Genomic DNA, 23,259 nt, shown 5'->3' with positions numbered 1-23,259 from the left:
CCCGCCGGGGCGTCAGCCCACGCCGGCGCCCCGGCCCGCCGGCGCACCGTCCGGCGGGGCCAGCGACATCAGCAGATCGACCAGGGCGAGCATCAGGTCCCGTCCCACCTCCGGCCGCCGCGCGTCGCCCAGCAGCAGCGGGACCGCCGGGTCCAGGTCGAGGGCGTGCCGGACCTCCTCCTCCGTCCGGTCGCAGTGCCCGTGGAAGCAGTTGACGCCCACCACGAACGGGACGCCCCGGTTCTCGAAGAAGTCGATCGAGGCGAAGCTCACCTCCAGCCGCCGGGTGTCGACCAGGACGATCGCCCCCAGCGCGCCGTTGACGAGGTCGTTCCACATGAACCAGAAGCGCTCCTGGCCCGGCGTGCCGAACAGATAGACCACCAGTTCGGCACTGATGGTGATCCGGCCGAAGTCCAGCGCCACCGTGGTGGTGCTCTTGTCCGCCAGCCCTTCGATGACGTCGACCCCGGCGCTGGCCTGCGTCAGATACTCCTCGGTCCGCACCGGGGCCACCTCGCTGACCGCTCCGACCAGTGTCGTCTTGCCCACCCCGAAGCCGCCGGCGACGAGGAACTTGACGGCCGCCGGAGCCGGCCGGTCACGCCCCGGTCCGGCTCCGTGGTCAGAGTTGTTCGAGCCCATCCCTCACCGCCTGCAGAAGAGTCGTGTTCAGTCCGGCTTGCGCGGCCGGCACCGGCGGCCGTGCCGTCACCCTGTCCTGCGCGATCAGATCCCCGATGAGGATCTTGGTCACGGAGACCGGCAGATCGAGCGCCGCCGCGATCTCCGCCACCGCGGCCGGCACCCGGCACCGCTCCAGAATGGCGCGGTGCTCGGGCTCCAGCCCGCGGGCGGGGGGCTGGTCCGGGTACCTGGTGACGACCATGGTGATCAGCGTGAGGTCGTCCCGCTCCGGAACCGTGCGGCCGCGGGTGATCGTGTACGGCCGGACCAGGGCCCCGTCGGTGTCGTCCGGTTCCAGCCCGTCCGTCCAGTGGCTCAACCAGACCTACCTCCGTCGGCGGAGGAGGAGTCGCCGCGCGGCTCGGTGCCGAGTTTCCTGCCGACCTGCTGGACCAGGGTGTACATCGCGACCGACATGACCTCGGCGTCGACCTCCTGGGAGGCCACCACCGCGAGATGGGTGCCCTTGCCCGCGGAGATGATGAAGAGCCACAGGTCCGCCAGCTCCACGATGATCTGGCGCACCGCCCCGCCGTTGAAGAGCTCGTCGATGCCCCGGGCCAGGCTCTGCTGGCCGGTGGCCACGGCGGCCAGCCGTTCGGCGTCCGTCCGTTCGATGGTCCCGGACTGGCTGACGACCATGCCGTCGTCGGACAGGATGACGGCGTGCAGGGTCCCCGCCACCTGTTCCACCAGACCGTCGAGCAGCCAGTCGAGATCCCGGTCGGTTGCCGTGGTGCGCTGTGTCATTCTCGGTCTTCCCTTGCTGTTCCGCCGGGTTGGGGCGTGCTGACGTCGGCCGGGGGGATGTCCTGCTCGGAGGCCGGCCCGCGGGTGATGCGGGACTGGCGCTGGAACGCGCCCACCGTCGCGCCGGAGCGCTCGGGTGCCGGATGCGCGTGGGGGGACGCGTCCTCGTCGGTGCCGGGCCGCCGCGGCGGATTCCGGAGTTCGGGGGTGAGGCTGGCCTGGCGGACCCGGCGGGGCAGCGGCCTCGTGCCGCCGCCGGCGCCGTTCAGGCCGGCGCCGTCCGCGCCGGTCCGGTCGTCCGGCGCGCGGCTCCCGCCGTCCTGTGTGCCGGTACGGCCGCCGGCGACGGCCGCCGCGGCCTGTCCGCGGGAGCGGCGCGGCAGGTCCGCCGACGGCGCGGCCGGCGCGGCGGGCGCGGCGGCGGGCTCCCCGCGCTCCGCGGTCCCGCGGGCCGCGGGCAGGGGCTTCCCGGCCGCGGCCGCGGGGGCCCCGCCGCCGTCCGCGTCCGCGTCCGCGTCGGAGCGCGGGGCCGCGTCCGCGTCCGCGCCGGTGTCCGGCTCCGGGGCGTCGGCGACCAGTTCGGCCGGGATCATGACGATCACCCGGGTGCCGCCGAACACGGACGGCCGGAACTCCAGCGTCAGCGCGAGCCCGGCCGCCAGCCGCGCCACCACGTACAGGCCCAGCCGGGCATCGTCGGCCCGGGACATCATGTCCATCCGCGGCGGTTCGGCCATCATCGCGTTGAGCCGGTCGTACTCCTCCGGCTCCATGCCCAGCCCGCGGTCCTCGATCTCCACCACCAGGCCCCGGCCGACCAGGCCGGCCCGCGCCTCCACGGGGTTGGGCGGCTTGGAGAAGGCGGTGGCGTTCTCCATCAGCTCGGCCACGATGTGCGCCACCGGACCGACCGCGCGCTCGGACAGCCACGGCCTGCCCTGCACCTCGATCTGGATGCGGCGGTAGTCCTGCACCTCGCCCAGCGCGGACCGCAGCACGTCCAGCACCGGAACGGGCCGGCGCCAGCGCCGCTGCGGCTGGCCGCCGCCGAGGATGACGAGGTTCTCCTCGTAGCGGCGCAGCCGGGCCGCCAGGTGATCGAGGTCGAACAGTCCTTCCAGTACCTCCGGGTCCTCGTGGCGGCGCTCCATCTCGTCGAGCTTCTTCAGCTGGAGGCCGATGAGCAGCTGGGTGCGGCGGGCGATGCGCTGGAGCAGCCGTTCGAAGCCGCGGTGCTGCTCGGTCTCCCGCACGGCGGTCTCGACGGCGCTGCGGCGGGCGAGGTTCAGCGCCTGGCCGAGCCGGCCCAGCTCGTCGTCGCCGTGCGGGACCTCCCGCACCTCCGCGTCGACGTCGATGTCCTCGCCGCGCTGGAGCCGCTCCACGACGGCCGGCAGCTCCGTCTCCAGCCGGGCCGCCTCGTCGCGCAGCGCGAGGATCCGCTGCCGCAGGGAGCCGGTGAGCCACAGGGTGAGCGCGATGACGACGACGACCGCGCCCAGCCCGATGGCGCTGGCGGCCACCATGCGCACCATCAGGTCCCACACCGAATCCGCGTTGGCCCGGTTGAAGTCGGCGGCCAGTCTGCCGGTCAGCTCCTGGAGCCGGGGCTGCAGCTCCTCCATGGCCTCCCGCCACCGGCCTGCCTCGCGGGGCAGGTCCTCGGGCTCGGTGAGGGGAACCTGCAGCAGGGTCTGCTCCACCACGGTCTTGGTGTGCCAGGCGTCCATGAGGGTCGTGTCGTGGTGGAACGCGGCCTCGGTCTCGGGCAGCCGCGACGCGATGCGGTCCTCGAAGAGGTACTGCTGGGCGCCGATCCACTCGACGAGGTCGGAGCGCTCCGTCTTGTCGAGGTGGCCCGCGGCCCAGCCGCGGGTGAGCACCGCGTCCTCGCGGGCGAGCGTCTCGTTGGCCCACATGAGGTCGGTCAGCGGCTGAGCCCTGACGCTGACCGCGCCGTTGTCGGTGTTGCCCAGGGCGTCGGTGAACTTCAGAGCGCTGTCGATCATCAGGGTGAAGGACCCGAAGACCACGGGCTGGGTGCTGATCCGGTCGTCCACGTCCTCCCGGACCTCCGGGAGGACCCGGAGCTCCTCCCGGGCCCGGGCCAGGGCGTCGCGGAGCTCCCCGTGCAGGCCGGCGGTGCCGCTGCCGGTTCCCGAGCGGAAGGCCCGCACCGCCTTGTCGGTCCGCTCGCGCTGCTGCCTCAGGGCGGTGGGGGAGGTCTCGGGATCGGCCAGGATCTCGGCGGTCAGCCGCCGTTCCTCCCGGAGCGCGGCGGCCAGGTCCCCGGTCAGGGTGATGCCGCGTTCGGCCAGAGCGGCGTGACGGGCCTGCAGCCGCCAGTCCAGGGCGAGTTGCGCGGTGCTGACCCCCCAGAGGGCGGCCAGCGCCAGGCTGGGTATGAGGGCCAGCACGAGGAGAACCATGCGCAGGGACCCCGGACGGCGTACGCGGTCCGCCCCCCGCCCCGGTCCCTCAGGCGTACGCGTGCGCAGTGCCATGTCACCCCAGCCAGAAATCACAACAGGTATCGCCGCAGGTGGGGGGCGGCGCGTGGTGGAGCCGATGCTAGTTGTGACCGCAAGGGGAAGGAATACGGCTGCACGAACCGTGTGCAGAAAGATCCGTTCCGTGGCCCCGGTCACGGCCGCACCGCGAAACCGCAGGCCGGAGAACGGAGTTGCGGACCCGTCCCGGAGGCGGCCCCGGATCCGGACCCGGCCGCTCCGGGGCGTACGGGGGACCGCCGGGGGGCACCGGTGGCAGGGCGCCGCCGTCCCGCACGCCCGCGCGTTCGGCGGGTGCGCCGTCCGGCGCCCGGAGCCGGTGCGGTGACAATGGGGGGATGACGGACTCCCTCGCCCACCCGCACCTGACCTTCCCGGCGGCCACCGCCGCCACCGGAGGCCCGCGGGACATCGTGATCCTCGGTTCCACCGGCTCGATCGGCACGCAGGCCATCGACGTGGTGCAGCGCAACCCCGGACGTTTCCGGGTGACCGGCCTGTCGGCCGCCGGCGGCCGGGCCGGGCTCCTCGCGGAGCAGGCCCGTCTGCTGGACGTCGGCACCGTGGCCGTCGCCCGGAAGGACGCCGTGCCGGCCGTGCGCGAGGCGCTGTCCGCCGCGTACGGCTCCGCGAAGCAGCCGGAGATCCTGGCCGGGCCCGACGCGGCGGCCGAGCTGGCGGCGAGCGACTGCCACACGGTGCTCAACGGCATCACGGGGTCCATCGGCCTGGCCCCGACCCTCGCGGCCCTGGAGGCCGGCCGGGTGCTGGCGCTGGCCAACAAGGAGTCCCTGATCGTGGGCGGCCCGCTGGTCAGGGCGGTGGCCAAGCCCGGCCAGATCGTGCCGGTGGACTCCGAGCACTCCGCGCTCTTCCAGGCCCTGGCGGCCGGCAGCCGCTCCGAGGTGCGCAAGCTGGTCGTCACCGCCTCCGGCGGTCCGTTCCGCGGCCGGACGAAGCCGGAGCTGGCCGAGGTCACCCCCAAGCAGGCGCTGGCCCACCCCACCTGGAACATGGGCCCGGTGGTCACGATCAATTCCGCCACCCTCGTCAACAAGGGCCTGGAAGTCATCGAGGCGCATCTTCTCTACGACATTCCGTTCGAACGGATTGAGGTCGTCGTCCACCCGCAGTCGTATGTGCACTCGATGGTGGAATTCACAGACGGCTCAACGCTGCTCCAGGCCAGCCCCCCGGACATGCGGATGCCGATCGCCCTGGGGCTGGGCTGGCCGGAACGGGTCCCCGACGCCGCTCCCGGCTGCGACTGGACCAAGGCGTCGAGCTGGGAGTTCTTCCCGCTGGACAACGACGCCTTCCCCTCCGTGGGGCTGGCGCGGCACGTCGGCGGCCTCGGCGGCACGGCCCCGGCCGTGTTCAACGCCGCCAACGAGGAGTGCGTGGACGCGTTCCTCGACGGCCGCCTCCCCTTCAATGGCATCGTGGAGACCGTCGCCGAGGTGGTGGCCGAACACGGCACCCCCGGCCGGGGAACCTCCCTCACCTTGGCCGACGTCCTGGAAGCGGAGACGTGGGCGCGCGCCCGCGCCCGTGAGATGGCGGCGACGTCAGCATCGGAGGCCCGCGCATGACGACCCTGATGACGGTTCTCGGCATAGTCGTCTTCGTGATCGGGCTGCTGTTCTCGATCGCGTGGCACGAGCTGGGGCACCTGTCGACCGCCAAGCTGTTCGGTGTGCGTGTGCCGCAGTACATGGTCGGCTTCGGCCCGACCCTCTTCTCCCGGAAGAAGGGGGAGACGGAGTACGGGGTCAAGGCCATTCCCTTCGGCGGCTACATCCGCATGATCGGCATGTTCCCGCCCGGCGAGGACGGCAGGGTCACCACCCGCTCCACCTCGCCCTTCCGCACCATGATCGAGGACGCCCGGGAGGCCGCCTTCGAGGAGCTGCAGCCCGGGGACGAGAAGCGGCTCTTCTACACGCGCGCGCCGTGGAAGCGCGTGATCGTGATGTTCGCCGGCCCCTTCATGAACCTCGTGCTGGCCGTGGTGGTCTTCATGGGCGTGCTGATGGGCTTCGGCATCAACACCCAGACCACCACCGTCTCCACCGTCTCCGACTGCGTGATCTCGCAGAACGAGAACCGCGACACCTGCCGCAAGGGCGACCCGGCCTCGCCCGCCAAGGCGGCCGGGCTCCAGCCGGCCGACAGGATCGTCGCCTTCGACGGCGAGCGGATCGAGGAGTGGTCCGTCCTCCAGGAGCGCATCCGGGAGACCACCGGACCGGCCACCATCACCGTCGAGCGCGCCGGCGAGCTGAAGACCCTTGAGGCCGACCTGGTGGAGAACCGCCTGGTCAAGTACGACGACGACGGCCGCGTCATCCAGGACGAGTACGTCACCGCGGGCTTCCTCGGCTTCAGCCCCGCCACCGGCGTCGTCCAGCAGACCTTCGGCCAGTCGGTCGAGCGCATGGGCGACATGCTCACCAATGGCGTGGAGGCCCTGATCGCCCTGCCCTCGAAGATCCCCGCGCTCTGGGACGCCACCTTCGGCGACGCCGAGCGCGAGCCGGACTCCCCGATGGGCGTCGTCGGCGCCGCCCGCGTCGGCGGCGAGGTGTTCAACCTGGACATCCCGCCGCAGCAGCAGGTCGCGACCATGCTCTTCCTCGTGGCGGGCTTCAACCTGTCGCTCTTCCTCTTCAACATGCTGCCGCTGCTGCCGCTCGACGGGGGCCACATCGCGGGAGCGCTGTGGGAGTCGGTGCGGCGGCACACGGCCCGGCTCTTCCGGCGCCCGGACCCGGGCCCCTTCGACGTGGCCAAGCTGATGCCGGTCGCCTATGTGGTCGCCGGGATCTTCATCTGCTTCACCCTGCTGGTCCTCATGGCCGACCTGGTCAACCCCGTCCGGATCTCCTGAGGGGCCGCCCCGCGCGGGACCGCGGACGGCCGGGGGCACCCCCTCCCGGCCGTCCCCCGTCCGCGCGCCGCGCGGGAGGCCGCGGCGGCCGCATCCCCGCGCGTGCCGTAATCTCGGACCCGGAGCCCGCCTGTCTCCCGGGCCAGAAGCCATACGTTGGGGTTGCACGCAGATGACTGCGATTTCGCTGGGAATGCCGTCCGTTCCGATCAAACTGGCCGACCGCCGGGTGAGCCGGCAGATCCACGTCGGCTCGGTGCCGGTCGGCGGTGACGCGCCGGTGTCGGTGCAGTCGATGACGACGACCGTGACGGCGGACATCGGCGCCACCCTGCAGCAGATCGCCGAGCTGACGGCGTCCGGCTGCCAGATCGTCCGGGTCGCCTGCCCCTCGCAGGACGACGCCGAGGCGCTGCCCGTCATCGCCAGGAAGTCGCAGATCCCGGTGATCGCCGACATCCACTTCCAGCCCAAGTACGTCTTCGCGGCGATCGACGCGGGCTGCGCGGCGGTCCGGGTGAACCCGGGCAACATCCGCCAGTTCGACGACAAGGTCAAGGAGATCGCCAAGGCGGCCTCCGACGCGGGCACGCCGATCCGCATCGGCGTGAACGCCGGCTCGCTGGACAAGCGGCTGCTGGCCAAGTACGGCAAGGCCACCCCGGAGGCGCTGGTCGAGTCGGCGCTCTGGGAGTGCTCCCTCTTCGAGGAGCACGGCTTCCGCGACATCAAGATCTCGGTCAAGCACAACGACCCGGTCGTCATGATCAACGCCTACCGCCAGCTCGCGGCCCGGTGCGACTACCCGCTGCACCTGGGAGTCACCGAGGCCGGCCCCGCCTTCCAGGGCACCATCAAGTCCGCGGTCGCCTTCGGCGCGCTGCTGAGCGAGGGCATCGGCGACACCATCCGGGTCTCGCTCTCCGCGCCGCCGGTCGAGGAGATCAAGGTCGGCAACCAGATCCTGGAGTCCCTCGGACTGCGGCAGCGCGGGCTGGAGATCGTCTCCTGCCCCTCCTGCGGCCGGGCCCAGGTGGACGTCTACAAGCTGGCGGAGGAGGTCACCGCCGGTCTGGAGGGCATGGAGGTCCCGCTCCGCGTCGCCGTGATGGGCTGCGTGGTGAACGGCCCGGGCGAGGCCCGGGAGGCGGACCTCGGCGTGGCGTCCGGCAACGGCAAGGGCCAGATCTTCGTCAAGGGCGAGGTCATCAAGACGGTGCCCGAGTCGAAGATCGTGGAGACCCTGATCGACGAGGCCATGAAGATCGCCGAGCAGATGGAGAAGGACGGCATCGCCTCCGGCGAGCCCGTCGTCACCGCCGCCGGCTGACCCTCCCGCGGAACACCCGCGGCACCCGCAACACGCGCAGCACCCGGAACGGCCGCAGCACCCGTACACCGGACATCCGCCCGTGCCCCCGCCGGACCCCCGGCGGGGGCACCGGCCGTCGCGGATTCCGGTTTTCCCGGGCGGCCGGAGTTTGGAAGCCGGTGCCGCGGCCCAGACGGAGGACAGGACCCGGGAAGGTCCTCCCCCGGACCGGACCGGTGCGGCCGCACCGGTCCGGTCCCGGCACCCGCGGCCGCCGTCCGCCCGTTCACCGGGCACACCGGGTGGCCCGGGAACGGGGGAGGTACAGTGCGGCTGGGGGCCAGGGCCCGTCCCGAGGACGGGACAGACGGACCCCGGGGCGTGACGCCCACCCCGGCGCACCAGGGGTCGCCCCGGAACGACGCAGCAGCAGACGGTGAGGCCCCGACACGTGTTGACCCAGACGACCACCAGGGTCCTCGGCCCCGGTGATCTCGACGCCACCCTCGCGGTGCTCGACCGCGACCCGGTCACCAACGCCTTCGTCGCCGCCCGGGTCCAGGCCGCCGGCCTCGACCCCTGGCGGCTCGGCGGCGAGATGTGGGGCTGGTACGCCGACGGCCGCCTGGAATCCCTCGCCTACGCCGGCGCCAACCTCGTCCCCGTGGAGGCCGGCCCCGAGGCCGTCCGCGCCTTCGCCGAACGCGCCCGCCGCGCCGGCCGCCGCTGCTCCTCGATCGTCGGCCCGGCCGAGACCACCGCCCTGCTCTGGTCGCTGCTGGAGCCGAGCTGGGGCCCCGCCCGGGAGGTCCGCCCCTGCCAGCCCCTGATGGTCGCCTCCGCGGTGCCCCCGGACATCGCCCCCGACCCGTACGTCCGGCGCGTCCGGAAGGACGAGATGGACATCGTCATGCCCGCCTGCGTGGCGATGTTCACCGAGGAGGTCGGCGTCTCCCCGCTCGCCGGCGACGGCGGGCTGCTCTACCAGGCCCGGGTCGCCGAACTGGTCTCCGCCGGCCGTTCCTTCGCCCGCATCGAGGACGGCCGGGTGGTCTTCAAGGCCGAGATCGGCGCGGCCACCGACCGGGCCTGCCAGATCCAGGGCGTCTGGGTGGCCCCGGAGTTCCGCGGCCGCCGGCTCTCCGAGACCGGTATGGCCGCCGTGCTGCGCTACGCCCTCGCCGACGTCGCGCCGCTCGCCAGCCTCTACGTCAACGACTTCAACACCGCGGCCCGCGCGGCCTACCGGCGCGTCGGCTTCCGCGAGACCGGCGCGTTCATGAGCGTGCTCTTTTGAGTAGTCTCGCCGCCATGGATGACGTCGTGGTCGGCCCGCTCGACCTGATCGCGCGGGTGGACGACGCGCTGGCCGTGCAAGCCCTCGCCTTCGGGCTCACCGACGAGGAGGTCGGCGTACGGCGGCACATCGTCCAGCGCCACATGACCAGCCGCGGCGCCCGCGCGCTGGGCGCCACCGCCCCGGACGGCCGCCTCGTCGGCTTCGCCTACGGGATGCCCAACGACCGCGGCCACTGGTGGTCCACGGTCGTCGAACCGTATCTGCGCCGCGAGGGCCGGGATGCCTGGCTCGACGACGCCTTCGTCGTCACCGAACTGCACGTCCTCCCCGACCACCAGAAACGCGGCATCGGCCGCCGGCTGATCACCGTCCTCACCGACGCCGCCACCGAGCCGCGGAGCCTCCTCTCGGCGATCGACACCGACAGCCCCGCCCGCGGCCTCTACCGGTCGCTGGGCTACCGGGACCTCGCCCGCCCCGTCTACTTCCCGAGCGCCCCCAGCCCGTACGCGGTGATGGGCGCCCCGCTGCCGCTGCACCGTTAGCGGCTGGCGGCCGGCGGCGGCGGGCGCCCGCCGTCCTCGGCGGGCCCCGCTTTTCGGTAGCCTCCAGGGCAATCACTTATTCCACGCAGGAGAGAACCTCATGGTCCAGCGCATGTCCCGGATGATGCTCAAGACGCTGCGCGACGACCCGGCCGATGCCGAGACCCTCAGCCACAAGCTGCTGGTCCGCGCCGGGTACGTCCGCCGTGCGTCCGCCGGAATCTGGACCTGGCTGCCGCTGGGCAAGAAGGTCCTGGAGAACGTCTCGCGGGTCGTCCGCGAGGAGATGGACGCCATCGGCGCCCAGGAGGTGCTGCTCCCCGCCCTGCTGCCCAAGGAGCCGTACGAGACCAGCGGCCGCTGGGAGGAGTACGGGGACCTGCTGTTCCGGCTGAAGGACCGCAAGGGCGCCGAGTACCTCCTCGGCCCCACCCACGAGGAGATCTTCACCCTCACCGTCAAGGACCAGTGCACGTCCTACAAGGACCTGCCGGTCGTGCTCTACCAGATCCAGACCAAGTACCGGGACGAGGCGCGCCCCCGCTCCGGCGTGCTGCGCGGCCGCGAGTTCCTGATGAAGGACTCGTACTCCTTCGACACCGACGACGAGGGCCTGGCCGAGGCGTACCGGCTGCACCGCGAGGCATACACCCGGATCTTCGAGCGCATCGGCCTGGACTACCGCATCGTCTCCGCCGTCTCCGGCGCCATGGGCGGCTCGGCCTCGGAGGAGTTCCTCGCCCCGGCCGCCGCCGGCGAGGACACCTTCGTCGACTGCCCGGCCTGCGACTACGCGGCCAACACCGAGGCCGTCACCACCGTGGTGCCCCCGGTGGAGCCCGCGGACCACCCGGCCGTCGAGGAACTGGACACCCCCGACACCCCCACCATCGAGACCCTCGCCGAGTTCCTGGGCGTGCCCGCCTCGGCCACCCTCAAGAACCTGCTCGTCAAGGTGGACGGCAAGATCACGGCCGTCGGTGTCCCCGGCGACCGCGAGGTGGACCTCGGCAAGCTCGGCGAGCACCTGGCCCCGGCCGTCGTGGAGCTGGTGACGGCCGAGGACTTCACCGGCCGCCCCGACCTGGTCCGCGGCTACGTCGGCCCGCAGTCCATGGCCGGCAGCGCCTTCCGCTACATCGCGGACCCCCGCGTGGCCGCGAACACCAGCTGGATCACCGGCGCCAACAAGGAGGGCACCCACGCCCGCAACGTCGTCTGCGGCCGCGACTTCGAGGTGGACGAGTACCTCGACGTGGTCGTCGTCGAGCCCGGCGACCCCTGCCCGAAGTGCGGCACCGGCCTGCAGATCGACCGCGCCATCGAGATCGGCCACATCTTCCAGCTCGGCCGCAAGTACGCCGACGCCTTCCAGCTCGACGTCCTCGGCCGCGAGGGCAAGCCGGTCCGGGTCACCATGGGCTCCTACGGCATCGGCGTCTCCCGCGCCGTGGCCGCTCTCGCCGAGCAGACCGCCGACGACAAGGGCCTGTGCTGGCCCGCCGAGATCGCCCCGGCCGACGTCCACATCGTCGCCGCCGGCAAGGCCAAGCAGACCGAACTGGCCCTGGAGGTCGCCGAGAAGCTGCACTCCGCCGGGGTGCGGGTGCTCGTGGACGACCGGGCGGGCGTCTCCCCGGGCGTGAAGTTCACCGACGCCGAGCTGATCGGTGTGCCGGTCATCCTGGTCGCGGGCCGCCGGGCCGGCGAGGGCGTGGTCGAGCTCAAGGACCGCCGCACCGGCGAGCGCGAGGAACTGACGGTCGACGAGGCCCTGGCCCGCCTCAGCGGCTGACCGCCCCCCGGCGGCAGCGCACTCGCCGCGGCGCACACCGCCGCGCCCCGGAACCGCCGCTCCGGGGCGCGGCCCGGTCAGAGCCAGCCGGCGAACTCCAGGAGGAGAGCGCCCCGCCGGTGGCCGCGGGCCAGAGCCGGCAGGCCGTCCGCCACCGCGCGGAAGACCGTCCAGCCGCGCAGCCGGTCCCGGTCGACCTCCAGGGAGTCCGCCAGCCTGCCCACCCTCCGGCGGGCGGCGGCCGCCCCGCCCGGAGCGGCCACCAGGTCCTCCAGCCGGTCCAGGACGGGCAGAGCCAGATCGTAGGCGCGCTCGCCCACCAGCGGATCGGGGCCGACCGCCAGCCACCGGGCGCGTTCGCCCGCCAGGACCTTGCCCTCCCGGAACCGGCCGTGCAGCAGCAGCCGCTCCGGCTCGGTGGCCGTCAGCTCCGCGCGGGCCGCCAGCGCCTGTCCGGCGAGCGGCCGGACGTCGGCCGCCGAGGGCTCGTCCGCCGCCGCGCGCAGCAGCTCCGCCGTCCGCGCGGTGCGGTCCGTCACCGAGGGATACGGGTACCCGCCGCCGGGCTCCGTCCACAGCCGCCGTACCGTGCCCGCCGCTTCCAGCAGGGCCTTGGCCTCGGGGAGCGAGCTGAGCGACACCTCGCCGTGCAGCCGCTCCAGGAGCAGGGCACCGGCCGCGTCGTCCGCCTCCAGCAGCCGTACGGCGCCGAAGCCGTCCCAGTGCGCCAGCGCCGCTCGCTGCGCCGCGGCGTCCGTGCCGGGGGCCACCAGCTTCAGGGCGGCCCGGCCGCCGTCGGCGCGCCGCACCAGCACCAGCAGGCTGCTGCGGCCGCCGGGCTCCTGCACCCGCTCGGGGGTCAGCTCCCAGCGCCGCAGGGCGTCCCGGGCCAGCCCCGGCAGGTCCTCCAGCCACGTCCGGCCGGCGCCCTCGGCGCCCGTCTCCTCCAGTGCCCGTGCCAGACGCGGCGGCGGCCCGAGCGGAGCGCCCTCCTCGGGCCGTGCTGCGGAAGCCATGCCCGGTCCGTCCCCTTCCGTCGCCGTCACCATCGCCGCCGTCTCACCGCGTCACGCGCCGCCGGCCGCACGGGCGCGGCGTTCAGAGCTCGCTCGCGTCACCGCTCGCCGGTCCGTCGCCCGTCGCGCCGCCCGTGGGTCCGGCCGGCGCCGAGCGCTCGGCGAGACCAGGGAAGGCTACGCTGCCGCCCCGCCACCGCACCGCCCGGACCGCCGCCTCCCGCAGCGCGCCCGCCGCCTCCCGGCGCAGCCCGCCCTCGGAGGCCCGGACGAGATCGGCGTAGACGGCCGCCACCCGGTCCTCCAGCTCGGCGGCCAGCCGCACCGCCGCTGCCGCGTCCGGCACCGGGAAGGGCAGCGCGTAGGCGGCGGCGGACGCCTCCGGCTCACCGCCCAGGTCGCGGACCGTGCGGTGCAGCGCGTCGCGGCGCGCGCGGTGGGCGTCGTGCCCCTCGCGTGCCTCCTCGCGCCGCTCCTCGCCGATCCGGCCGCCGACGACCCCGTAGCCGTAGACGGCGGCGTGCTCCGCGCGCAGGGCGTGCTGCGCGGCGCCGAGGACGCCCTCGGGCGGGGCATCGCCGTCGCGGGGTGCGGTCCGTGCCGTGGTCATGCGGCTCTGCCTTCCGGGAGGGGGCCCGGCAGCTCGCGGACCGGGGGACGGACGGGCGGGACGTCTGCCGCGGGCCGCCCGGGACCGCGGCCCCGCGCGGGGCCCGGCCACGGCGCGGCCGCGTGGCGCACCCCCGTCATCAGGCGGCCTCGGTCAGCAGGTAGGCGTGGGCCGCGCCGGACGCGGCGACCGAGGCGAGCAGCCGGGCCAGCTCCGGCTCCGCGCGGGAGAGGGCCGCCGTCCGGGCGTCGGCGGTACGGCGCTCCGCCCCGGACAAGGCCTTGAGGGCCTCGGCGGGCTTCCCCGGAACCTCCGGCGCCCGGGGGGCGTCCGGGTCCGGCGGGGCGTCCGGGGACCGGGCCGGGGACGGCGCGGCCGGCGGTACGCCGGGGCCCTCCGGGCCGGGGCCGCCGGACCGGGGCGGTGCCGAGGGGGCGGCGGAGCGGTCCCCGGCCTCGAAGGCCGTGGCGTGCAGCGCGGTCTCCGCCCGCAGCGGGGCGAGGACGTCCGCCAGCTCCGGGTGGGCGGCGGCGGTGGCGTCGTACCGCAGCAGCAGGTCCCGGGACTCCCGCGCGGACCGTTCGCGCAGCCGCCGGTCCGCCGCGTCCGGCTTGCCGCCCTCCGCTGCCGTGCCGCCCCCGGAGCACGCGGACAGCAGGAGGGCACCGGGCCCGGCGGCGAGGGCCCCGGCGAACAGACTCCTTCTGCGGGGCCCGGACAGGGCTCGCGACGGCGTGGTGGGCGGCACGGTCACATCCTGGGGTCGTGCGGGGAGCCGCGGTCGAGCTGGGGAGGGGCCGGGCGGAACGGGCGGGCGCACGCGTCCTTGATCGGCCGCCTTGAGCGTACCCGCGTTCGGCTTCCGAATTGCCGACCGGTCGGGCGCGGCCCCACCGCGGCCCTCCGGGAGGCGGACACGACACCCTCCGCGACCGGATACTCTGTGGTCTGACACGCGATCTCCAGACAACAGCACACGCGGCCGAGGAGTCACCCGGATGAGCACCACCCAGAGCGAGAGGCTGCGCGGACTGCTCGAACCGCTGGTCGCCGCGCGAGACCTGGATCTGGAAGAGATCGAGGTGACCCCCGTCGGCCGGATGCGGGTCCTCCGGATCGTCGTGGACTCCGACACCGGTGTGCTGCTGGACACCTGCGCGGAACTGAGCCGCGCGGTCTCCGAGAAGCTCGACGAGACCGACGCCATGGGACAGGCGGCCTACCGCCTCGAGGTCACCTCTCCCGGTGCCGACCGCCCGCTGACCGAGCCGCGCCACTACCGCCGTGCCACGGGCCGGCTGATCAAGGCCAGGCTCACCGACGGGAGCGAGCTCACCGCCCGGATCCTCTCCGCCGACGAGGACGGACTCGATCTGGAAGTGCCCGGGGTGAAGGGGCGCAAGCCCACCACCCGGCGGCTCGCCTTCGGTGAGATCGACAGGGCACGCGTGGAGATCGAGTTCAATCGCAAGGCCGACGGGCGCGTCACCGCGGCCGGTGCGGACGAGAACCAGGAGGAGGCGTAGCCGTGGACATCGACATGAGTGCCCTGCGGGGTCTGGTGCGGGAGAAGGAGATCTCCTTCGACCTGCTGGTCGAGGCGATCGAGTCGGCTCTCCTCATCGCCTACCACCGCACCGAGGGAAGCCGCCGCCGCGCACGCGTCGAACTCGACCGCGAGAACGGGCATGTGACGGTCTGGGCGAAGGAGGACCCGGAGGACGTCGACGAGGGCGCCGAGCCCCAGGAGTTCGACGACACCCCCTCGGGCTTCGGCCGGATCGCGGCGACCACCGCCAAGCAGGTCATCCTGCAGCGGCTCCGGGACGCCGAGGAGGAGATCACCTTCGGCGAGTACGCCGGCCGTGAGGGCGACGTCGTCGCGGGCGTCGTGCAGCAGGGCAAGGACCCGAAGAACGTCCTGGTCGACATCGGCCGGCTGGAGGCGATCCTGCCGGTGCAGGAGCAGGTCCCGGGGGAGGACTACTCCCACGGCGCCCGGCTCCGCAGCTATGTCGTCCGGGTGGCCAAGGGGGTGCGCGGCCCCTCCGTGACGCTCTCGCGGACCCACCCCAACCTGGTGAAGAAGCTCTTCGCCATGGAGGTGCCGGAGATCGCGGACGGCTCGGTGGAGATCGCCGCCATCGCCCGCGAGGCCGGCCACCGCACCAAGATCGCCGTCCGGTCCACCCGCTCCGGGCTGAACGCCAAGGGCGCCTGCATCGGCCCCATGGGCGGCCGCGTCCGCGCCGTGATGGCGGAGCTGCAGGGCGAGAAGATCGACATCGTGGACTGGTCGGACGACCCGGCCGAGCTGGTGGCGCACGCGCTGTCGCCGGCCCGGGTCAGCAAGGTCGAGGTCGTGGACATGGCGGCGCGGTCCGCCCGCGTCACCGTCCCGGACTACCAGCTCTCCCTGGCCATCGGCAAGGAGGGCCAGAACGCCCGCCTGGCCGCGCGGCTCACGGGCTGGCGGATCGACATCCGCCCCGACACCGAGCGGCAGGACGGCCGGGAGAACTGAGCGGGGCGCGCGAACGTACGGGGCCGCGCGCCCGGGCTGCCGGCCGTCCCGGCGCGTGGCCACCGCCACGGACCGCGGTGCGCGGCCGGGGGAACAGCGGACTACTGCGCCGTCCTTACCCTGGAAGGGGTGACGCCGACGCGGGGAGGTAGACTTGAGGACGTCTGGCCGGACGCATGCCCAGGCGTGCCCCGAGCGCACTTGCGTGGGCTGCCGTCGGCGTGCGGCCAAAGGCGATCTGCTGCGTATCGCGGTGGTCGGGGGCGAGTGCGTGCCCGATCCACGCGGTACGCTGCCCGGTCGGGGTGCGTATCTGCATCCCACCCAGGCCTGTCTCGACCCGGCGGTCCGCCGCCGGGCCTTTCCCCGGGCCTTCCGGGGCCCGGGACCGCTCGGCACCGACGCGGTGCGGGCGTTCCTCGAACGGCGGGCCGACGCACAGGCGCGACCGTAAGAGACAGGCACAACCGTAAGAGAACGGCACGGGAAACCGTGCGGTCAGGTACCTCGCGAGTCGGAAGTAGGTCGAGATTGCGATGAGCACTCGATGAGTACGCGATGAGTACGCCCATGAAGTAGCGACGGTCCGGCGGAACCCGGACCAGAAGGAGCGAAGTGGCAAAGGTCCGGGTATACGAACTCGCCAAGGAGTTCGGAGTCGAGAGCAAGGTCGTCATGGCCAAGCTCCAAGAACTTGGCGAATTCGTCCGTTCGGCGTCCTCCACGATCGAGGCGCCCGTTGTACGCAAACTGACCGACGCTTTCCAGCAGGGCAACGGCTCCGGCCGTGCCGCGGGCAAGCCCGCGGCGCCCCGCAAGGCGGCGCCCTCCAAGCCGTCCGCGCCCACCCCGCGCGCGGCCCGTCCGGCTGCCCCGCAGCCGGGTCCGAAGGCGGCTCCCGCCCCGGGTCCGCGGCCTCCGGCCGCCCCCGGCCCGAAGCCGTCCGCGGCGCCCGCCCCGGGCCCGCGTCCCGCGCCGGCCCCCAAGGCCCCGGCGCCGAAGCCCGCTCCGGCGGCCCCCGCGGCTCCGGAGTTCACCGCGCCCCCCTCGGCGCCCGCACCCAAGCCCGCGTCCGCTCCCGGCCCGCGTCCGGCCCGTCCGGCCGCTCCCGGCCAGGGCCGCGACCAGGGTCAGGGCGGCCGTGACCAGGCGCCGCGTCCCGGCGCCCGTCCCGGTGGCGGCCAGGCCGGCCGTCCCGGCGGCCGCAGCGGCCCGCGTCCGGGCAACAACCCCTTCACCTCCGGCGGCAGCACGGGCATGGCCCGTCCGGCCCCGCGTCCCGGTGGCGCCCCGCGTCCCGGCGGCCAGGCTCCCGGCGGCGCCCCGCGTCCGCAGGGTGCCGGCGGCGGTCCCCGTCCGCAGGCTCCGGGCGGTGCCCGTCCCTCGCCGGGCGGCATGCCCCGTCCGCAGGGCGGCCAGGCCGGTGCGGGCGGTCCCCGTCCCGGCGGCGGCGCGCGCCCGAATCCCGGCATGATGCCGCAGCGTCCGGCCGCGGGCCCCCGCCCGGGTCCGGGCGGACGCGGTCCGGGCGGTCCCGGTGGCGGCGGCCGTCCCGGCGGTGCCGGTCGTCCCGGCGGCGGTGGCGGCGGCTTCGCCGGCCGTCCCGGCGGTGGCGGCGGCGGTCGTCCCGGTGGCGGTGGCGGCGGTTTCGCCGGCCGTCCCGGTGGTCCCGGCGGCTTCGGCGGCCGTCCCGGCTTCGGTGGCCGTCCGGGTGGTCCCGGCGGCCGTGGCGGAACGCAGGGCGCCTTCGGCCGTCCCGGCGGTCCGGCGCGGCGCGGCCGCAAGTCGAAGCGGCAGAGGCGCCAGGAGTACGAGGCCATGCAGGCCCCGTCGGTCGGCGGCGTGATGCTGCCGCGCGGCAACGGACAGACCGTCCGCCTGTCGCGTGGTGCCTCCCTCACCGACTTCGCGGAGAAGATCAACGCCAACCCGGCGTCGCTCGTCGCCGTGATGCTCAACCTCGGCGAGATGGTCACCGCCACGCAGTCGGTCTCGGACGAGACGCTGCAACTGCTCGGTGACGAGATGAACTACACCGTCGAGATCGTCAGCCCGGAGGAGGAGGACCGCGAGCTTCTCGAGTCCTTCGACATCGAGTTCGGCGAGAACGAGGGCGGCGAGGAGATGCTCGTCGCGCGTCCGCCGGTGGTGACCGTCATGGGTCACGTCGACCACGGCAAGACCCGCCTGCTCGACGCGATCCGCAAGACGAACGTCATCGCGGGCGAGGCCGGCGGCATCACCCAGCACATCGGTGCCTACCAGGCCTCCACCGAGGTCAACGGTGAAGAGCGCAAGATCACCTTCATCGACACCCCGGGTCACGAGGCGTTCACCGCCATGCGTGCCCGTGGTGCCAAGTCCACCGACATCGCGATCCTCGTGGTCGCGGCGAACGACGGCGTGATGCCGCAGACGGTCGAGGCGCTGAACCACGCCAAGGCCGCCGAGGTGCCGATCGTGGTCGCGGTCAACAAGATCGACGTCGAGGGCGCGGACCCGGCGAAGGTGCGCGGTCAGCTGACCGAGTACGGCCTCGTGGCCGAGGAGTACGGCGGCGACACCATGTTCGTCGACATCTCCGCCAAGCAGGGCCTGCACATCGAGGACCTGCTGGAGGCCGTCGTCCTCACCGCGGACGCCGCGCTCGACCTGCGCGCCAACGCGGAGCAGTCGGCGCAGGGCATCGCGATCGAGGCGCACCTCGACCGCGGCCGCGGCGCCGTGGCCACCGTGCTCGTCCAGCGCGGCACCCTGCGGGTCGGCGACACGATGGTGGTCGGCGACGCGTACGGCCGCGTCCGGGCGATGCACGACGACACGGGCAAGACGATCGAGGAAGCGGGTCCGTCGACCCCCGTCCTGGTCCTGGGTCTCACCAACGTCCCGGGCGCCGGCGACAACTTCCTCGTCGTCGACGAGGACCGCACGGCCCGCCAGATCGCCGAGAAGCGCGCGGCGCGCGAGCGCAACGCGGCCTTCGCCAAGCGCACCCGCCGGGTGTCGCTGGAGGACCTCGACAAGGTGCTCAAGGCCGGCGAGGTGCAGCAGCTCAACCTCATCATCAAGGGCGACGCGTCCGGTTCGGTGGAGGCTCTCGAGTCCTCGCTGCTCCAGCTCGACGTCGGCGAAGAGGTCGACCTGCGCATCCTGCACCGCGGTGTGGGTGCGGTCACCGAGACCGACATCGACCTGGCGACCGGCTCCGACGCCATCGTCATCGGCTTCAACGTGCGCGCCGAGGGGCGTGCCACGCAGATGGCCGAGCGCGAGGGCGTGGACGTCCGGTACTACTCGGTGATCTACCAGGTCATCGAGGAGATCGAGGCGGCCCTGAAGGGCATGCTGAAGCCCGAGTACGAAGAGGTCGAGCTCGGTACGGCGGAGATCCGCGAGGTCTTCCGCTCCTCCAAGCTCGGCAACATCGCGGGTGTGCTGGTCCGCTCCGGCGAGGTGCGCCGCAACACCAAGGCGCGTCTCATCCGGGACGGCAAGGTCATCGCGGAGAACCTCACCATCGCGGGCCTCCGGCGCTTCAAGGACGATGTCACCGAGATCCGTGAGGGCTTCGAGGGCGGTATCAACCTCGGCAGCTACAACGACATCAAGGTCGACGACGTCATCGCGACGTACGAGATGCGGGAGAAGCCGCGCGGCTGATCCCCACGGCGGAACCGGGGCCGGTCGGCGGAGGAAATCTCCGTCGATCGGCCCCGGCCGTTGCGTGTACGGTTCTTCTGTCCCCCGCCGCCCCGCCGGCGGCCGGGGCGGTGACCACACCCGAGGCCCCGCAGGTGGCATGACCTGTACTCCATGTATGTAGGGACGCTGTCCTTCGATCTGCTCCTGGGCGACGTGCGGTCGCTCAAGGAGAAACGCTCCGTCGTCCGCCCGATCGTCGCCGAGCTGCAGCGCAAGTACGCCGTCAGCGTCGCGGAGACCGGCGACCAGGATCTGCACCGCCGGGCCAGGATCGGTTTGGCGGCCGTCTCCGGGGACACGGGGCACCTCACGGACGTACTGGACCGGTGCGAGCGCCTCGTCGCCGCCCGGCCGGAGGTGGAGCTGCTGTCGGTACGGCGGCGGTTCCACGGCGAGGACGACGACTGAGCGCGTCGTGACGCGCCACGGGGGCGGCGACGCAGCCGCCGAAGCAAGATGCCGGAAGACAAGAAGGAGACGGACCGATGGCCGACAACGCGCGGGCCCGCAAGCTGGCCGATCGCATCCAGGTCGTGGTCGCGGAGACCCTGGACCGCCGCATCAAGGATCCGCGACTGGGGTTCGTCACGATCACGGACGCCCGGGTCACCGGCGACCTGCGGGAGGCCACGGTCTTCTACACGGTCTACGGCGACGACGAGGAGCGCGCGGCCTCCGCCGCGGCGCTGGAGAGCGCCAAGGGCGTGCTCCGCTCCGAGGTGGGCCGGCAGACCGGTGTGCGCCACACGCCGAGCCTGACCTTCGTGCCGGACGCCCTGCCGGACAACGCCCGCACCATCGACGACCTGCTCGCCCGGGCCCGCGCCCAGGACGAGCAGGTGCGGGAGACCGCCACGGGCGCCGACTACGCGGGCGGGCCCGACCCGTACCGCAAGCCGGACGAGGGATTCGAGGACGACGACCTCGGCGAGGAGGAGCCCGGCGGCGCGGCCGGGCGCGAGAACGGCGGCGAGGGCGCTCCGCGGGCATGACGGACAAGGACACCGGGGGGCGTGGAGCGCGGCGCGCCCCCCGTATCGCGGCAGCGGACGGCCTGGTCGTCGTGGACAAGCCGGCCGGGCACACCTCGCACGACGTCGTGGCCCGGCTGCGCGGCATGGCCCGCACCCGCCGGGTGGGGCACGCCGGAACGCTCGACCCGATGGCCACCGGCGTACTGCTCACCGGCATCGGCCGGGCCACCCGGCTGCTCGGCCATCTCGCGCTGACCGACAAGGAGTACACCGCCACCGTCCGGCTCGGCCAGACGACCGTGACGGACGACGCGGAGGGCGAGGTCACCGCCTCGGCGGGCACCACCGGCCTGCCGCCCGGCGCCACGGAGGCGGCGGGGGAGGGCCGGGCGGCCGTCGAAGCCGCCGTCGCCCGCCTGACCGGCGACATCCTGCAGGTGCCGTCCAAGGTCAGCGCGATCAAGGTGGACGGCAAGCGCTCCTACAAGCGGGCGCGGGAGGGCGAGGAGTTCGAACTGGCGGCCCGGCCCGTCAGCGTGCCGGTCTTCACCGTGCGGACCGTCCGGGCGGCCGTCGCGGACGACGGCACGACCGTGCTGGACGCGGACGTCACCGTGGTCTGCTCCTCCGGCACCTACGTACGCGCCCTCGCCCGCGACCTCGGCGCGGCCCTGGGCACCGGCGGCCATCTCACGGCTCTGCGGCGCACCCGTGTCGGCCCGTACGGGCTGGACGCCGCGCACACCCTGGAGGAGCTGCAGACGGCGGTGGACGCGGCCGGAGAAGCGGTCAACGGCCTGCCGGTGATGCCGCTCGCCGAGGCCGCGGCGGCGGCCTTCCCGCGCTGGGACGTGGACGAGAAGCAGGCCCGGCTGCTGTCGAACGGCGTCCGCCTGGACGCCCCAGGCCTCGCCGAGGGCCGCCCGACGGCCGTCTTCGGCCCGGACGGGCGTTTCCTGGCCCTGGTGGAGGGCGCGCGGGGCAAGGCGAAGAGCCTGGCTGTCTTCGCCTGACGCGGACGGCCTGGCCGGGCGCTGACGCTCGCGGGGACGCGGCGCGGACGGCAGCGGCCGAGGGAAGGTGACGGTGGAGAGGTGCCGCCGCGGACGGTGCCCCGGACGGTGGCGCGGTTCGGGGCGCCGGCGGTGGCGCGCGGCGCCGTCCCCGCCGCCCCGGCTCGCGGGTCGGCGGGCCGGGGACGGCCCACCGTGGAGCGGGCGGCGCGATGGCTGCGCGCCCGCCCGATCCACGGTCCCCCTCCCGGCTGATCTCTGTCCACGGCACCCGGCCCGCTCACCCGCGCGGGGAAGCACTTGGAGTGAACCGGGGGAGTGCGAGGGGGGCGCGTTCACCGGGCGGGCGGCCCGGGCGCCCGGAACCGGCCCGCCCCCGCTCCCGGTGCCGATGGCGGGCACGGTCACCCGGCATGGCAGTCTTGGACCCGCGGACACCGACAGGTACCGCGGGCGCCGTTCACAGGACGGCACACACCACGGGTTCACACATTCGGGCGAGGAGCGGTCACAGTGCAGCGCTGGCGTGGTCTGGAGGAGATCCCCGAGGACTGGGGGCGCAGCGTCGTCACCATCGGCTCCTACGACGGCGTGCACCGGGGGCACCAGCTGATCATCGGGCGGGCGGTGGAGCGCGCCCGCGAGCTGGGCGTCCCGGCGGTCGTCGTCACCTTCGACCCGCACCCCAGCGAGGTCGTCCGGCCGGGCAGCCACCCGCCGCTGCTGGCACCGCACCACCGGCGCGCCGAACTGATGGCCGGGCTGGGCGTGGACGCCGTCCTGGTGCTCTCCTTCACCAAGGAGTTCTCCCAGCTCTCGCCCGCCGACTTCGTGGTGAAGGTCCTCGTGGACCGGCTGCACGCGAAGGCGGTCGTGGAGGGGCCCAACTTCCGCTTCGGCCACCGCGCCGCCGGTGACGTGGCCCTCCTCACCGAGCTCGGCGGGGACTACGACTTCGGGGTCGAGGTCGTCGATCTGTACGTCAGCGGCGAGGCGGGCGGCGGCGAGCCGTTCTCCTCCACCCTCACCCGGCGGCTGATCGCCGAGGGCGACGTGGCCGGTGCCGCCGAGATCCTCGGCCGCCCGCACCGGGTGGAGGGCGTGGTCGTCCGGGGCGCGCAGCGCGGCCGCGAACTGGGCTATCCCACCGCGAACGTGGAGACGCTGCCGCACACCGCCGTCCCGGCCGACGGTGTCTACACGGGCTGGCTGGAGGCGGACGGGGAGTCGATGCCCGCGGCGATCTCGGTCGGCACCAATCCGCAGTTCGACGGCACCGAGCGGACCGTGGAGGCCTACGCCATCGACCGGGTCGGGCTGGATCTGTACGGCCTGCACGTGGCGGTGGAGTTCCTCGCCCGGCTCCGGGGCCAGCGGCGGTTCGAGACGATCGGGGCGCTGAAGGAGGGCATCGCGGAGGACGTCGAACGCTCCCGGGGCCTGATCGCCGGGGAGCGGGACGGCGCGGACGACGGTGCGGGGGGCCCCGTCACCGGCCGTTCCTGAGGAGCCCGCCGGTCTCCGGGCGCGGCAGGCCCCGGCGCGGAGGTACCCGTGACGCCCGGGGGCCGTCCGGTGCCGGCGCGCGGAGCGGCCGGACAGCCCGGAGAGGACCCGCGAAGCGCGGATCC

The 23,259-nt window shown here is 74.0% G+C and carries 21 protein-coding genes; 14 read left to right on the top strand and 7 right to left on the bottom strand.

Translation table 11 applies throughout. The features are described from left to right. Positions 1–12: 12 nt before the first annotated feature. The 4 genes from SXIN_RS07960 to SXIN_RS07945 are packed head-to-tail and all read right to left on the bottom strand — an operon-like array spanning position 13 to position 3,866. Positions 13–645 carry a GTP-binding protein gene (locus SXIN_RS07960; RefSeq protein ID WP_019709792.1) on the bottom strand — a complete coding sequence of 211 codons (633 nt, stop codon included), beginning with the start codon at positions 643–645 and terminating at the stop codon, positions 13–15. After that, a complete protein-coding gene (locus tag SXIN_RS07955) occupies positions 626–1,006 on the bottom strand; it encodes a DUF742 domain-containing protein (RefSeq protein WP_019709791.1) in 381 nt (126 codons plus the stop codon). The genes SXIN_RS07960 and SXIN_RS07955 overlap by 20 nt, the downstream gene beginning before the upstream one ends. Then, positions 1,003–1,437: a roadblock/LC7 domain-containing protein gene (locus SXIN_RS07950; RefSeq protein WP_095756789.1), complete on the bottom strand. Its 435-nt coding sequence runs from the start codon at positions 1,435–1,437 to the stop codon at positions 1,003–1,005. The genes SXIN_RS07955 and SXIN_RS07950 overlap by 4 nt, the downstream gene beginning before the upstream one ends. Continuing rightward, positions 1,434–3,866, bottom strand: a complete 2,433-nt coding sequence (locus SXIN_RS07945; RefSeq protein WP_192883565.1) for a sensor histidine kinase — start codon at positions 3,864–3,866, stop codon at positions 1,434–1,436. Before SXIN_RS07945 ends, SXIN_RS07950 begins: the two co-directional genes overlap by 4 nt. A gap of 419 nt (positions 3,867–4,285) precedes the next feature. Here SXIN_RS07945 and dxr point away from each other — a divergent pair, with 419 nt between their 5' ends. The 6 genes from dxr (at position 4,286) to SXIN_RS07915 (ending at position 11,789) form a co-directional block, all read left to right on the top strand. Beyond that, positions 4,286–5,539, top strand: coding sequence for a 1-deoxy-D-xylulose-5-phosphate reductoisomerase (dxr, locus tag SXIN_RS07940; RefSeq protein WP_019709790.1), 1,254 nt, complete (start codon positions 4,286–4,288; stop codon positions 5,537–5,539). Beyond that, positions 5,536–6,837: a M50 family metallopeptidase gene (locus SXIN_RS07935; RefSeq protein WP_019709789.1), complete on the top strand. Its 1,302-nt coding sequence runs from the start codon at positions 5,536–5,538 to the stop codon at positions 6,835–6,837. Before dxr ends, SXIN_RS07935 begins: the two co-directional genes overlap by 4 nt. Positions 6,838–7,009: 172 nt before the next feature. After that, positions 7,010–8,167 carry a flavodoxin-dependent (E)-4-hydroxy-3-methylbut-2-enyl-diphosphate synthase gene (gene ispG / locus SXIN_RS07930; protein ID WP_095756787.1) on the top strand — a complete coding sequence of 386 codons (1,158 nt, stop codon included), beginning with the start codon at positions 7,010–7,012 and terminating at the stop codon, positions 8,165–8,167. Between the two features lie 433 nt (positions 8,168–8,600). Beyond that, positions 8,601–9,446 (top strand): GNAT family N-acetyltransferase, encoded by an 846-nt coding sequence (locus SXIN_RS07925; protein WP_019709787.1) that lies wholly within the window; start codon positions 8,601–8,603, stop codon positions 9,444–9,446. A 14-nt stretch (positions 9,447–9,460) separates the two neighbouring features. After that, entirely contained in the window at positions 9,461–9,994 is a 534-nt protein-coding gene (locus tag SXIN_RS07920) for a GNAT family N-acetyltransferase (RefSeq protein WP_019709786.1), read from the top strand. Positions 9,995–10,094: 100 nt separating this feature from the next. Continuing rightward, a complete protein-coding gene (locus SXIN_RS07915; RefSeq protein WP_019709785.1) occupies positions 10,095–11,789 on the top strand; it encodes a proline--tRNA ligase in 1,695 nt (564 codons plus the stop codon). A gap of 77 nt (positions 11,790–11,866) precedes the next feature. Here the strand turns inward: SXIN_RS07915 and SXIN_RS07910 are convergent, their stop codons facing one another. The 3 genes from SXIN_RS07910 to SXIN_RS07900 all read right to left on the bottom strand — a co-directional run bounded on the left by SXIN_RS07910 (position 11,867) and on the right by SXIN_RS07900 (position 14,163). Continuing rightward, positions 11,867–12,805 (bottom strand): aminoglycoside phosphotransferase family protein, encoded by a 939-nt coding sequence (locus SXIN_RS07910; RefSeq protein WP_095756786.1) that lies wholly within the window; start codon positions 12,803–12,805, stop codon positions 11,867–11,869. 82 nt (positions 12,806–12,887) lie between these two features. Then, positions 12,888–13,415, bottom strand: coding sequence for a ferritin-like domain-containing protein (locus SXIN_RS07905; protein ID WP_095756785.1), 528 nt, complete (start codon positions 13,413–13,415; stop codon positions 12,888–12,890). A 139-nt stretch (positions 13,416–13,554) separates the two neighbouring features. Then, positions 13,555–14,163, bottom strand: coding sequence for a hypothetical protein (locus SXIN_RS07900; protein ID WP_095757965.1), 609 nt, complete (start codon positions 14,161–14,163; stop codon positions 13,555–13,557). A gap of 250 nt (positions 14,164–14,413) precedes the next feature. On the opposite strand from SXIN_RS07900, the gene rimP reads away from it, so the two are divergent. The 8 genes from rimP to SXIN_RS07860 all read left to right on the top strand — a co-directional run bounded on the left by rimP (position 14,414) and on the right by SXIN_RS07860 (position 23,134). Next, positions 14,414–14,941 (top strand): ribosome maturation factor RimP, encoded by a 528-nt coding sequence (gene rimP / locus SXIN_RS07895; protein WP_019709784.1) that lies wholly within the window; start codon positions 14,414–14,416, stop codon positions 14,939–14,941. 2 nt (positions 14,942–14,943) lie between these two features. Further along, positions 14,944–15,939, top strand: coding sequence for a transcription termination factor NusA (gene nusA, locus SXIN_RS07890; RefSeq protein ID WP_019709783.1), 996 nt, complete (start codon positions 14,944–14,946; stop codon positions 15,937–15,939). Positions 15,940–16,093: 154 nt separating this feature from the next. Next, positions 16,094–16,393 carry a YlxR family protein gene (locus tag SXIN_RS07885; RefSeq protein WP_095756784.1) on the top strand — a complete coding sequence of 100 codons (300 nt, stop codon included), beginning with the start codon at positions 16,094–16,096 and terminating at the stop codon, positions 16,391–16,393. 161 nt (positions 16,394–16,554) lie between these two features. Continuing rightward, a complete protein-coding gene (gene infB / locus SXIN_RS07880) occupies positions 16,555–19,599 on the top strand; it encodes a translation initiation factor IF-2 (protein WP_095756783.1) in 3,045 nt (1,014 codons plus the stop codon). Positions 19,600–19,752: 153 nt separating this feature from the next. Beyond that, on the top strand, positions 19,753–20,049 hold the full coding sequence (locus tag SXIN_RS07875; RefSeq protein WP_019709781.1) for a DUF503 domain-containing protein: 297 nt from the start codon (positions 19,753–19,755) through the stop codon (positions 20,047–20,049). A gap of 77 nt (positions 20,050–20,126) precedes the next feature. Next, positions 20,127–20,633 (top strand): 30S ribosome-binding factor RbfA, encoded by a 507-nt coding sequence (gene rbfA / locus SXIN_RS07870; RefSeq protein WP_095756782.1) that lies wholly within the window; start codon positions 20,127–20,129, stop codon positions 20,631–20,633. Further along, a complete protein-coding gene (truB, locus tag SXIN_RS07865) occupies positions 20,630–21,628 on the top strand; it encodes a tRNA pseudouridine(55) synthase TruB (RefSeq protein WP_095756781.1) in 999 nt (332 codons plus the stop codon). The genes rbfA and truB overlap by 4 nt, the downstream gene beginning before the upstream one ends. Positions 21,629–22,141: 513 nt before the next feature. Then, positions 22,142–23,134, top strand: a complete 993-nt coding sequence (locus SXIN_RS07860; RefSeq protein ID WP_019709779.1) for a bifunctional riboflavin kinase/FAD synthetase — start codon at positions 22,142–22,144, stop codon at positions 23,132–23,134. The last annotated feature ends 125 nt before the right edge of the window (positions 23,135–23,259 follow it).

Origin of the sequence: Streptomyces xinghaiensis S187 (assembly GCF_000220705.2) — a bacterium.
Classification (GTDB): Bacteria; Actinomycetota; Actinomycetes; order Streptomycetales; family Streptomycetaceae; genus Streptomyces; species Streptomyces xinghaiensis.
The sequence above is the reverse complement of the archived record's forward strand: the minus strand, read 5'-3'. Positions and strand labels throughout refer to the sequence as shown.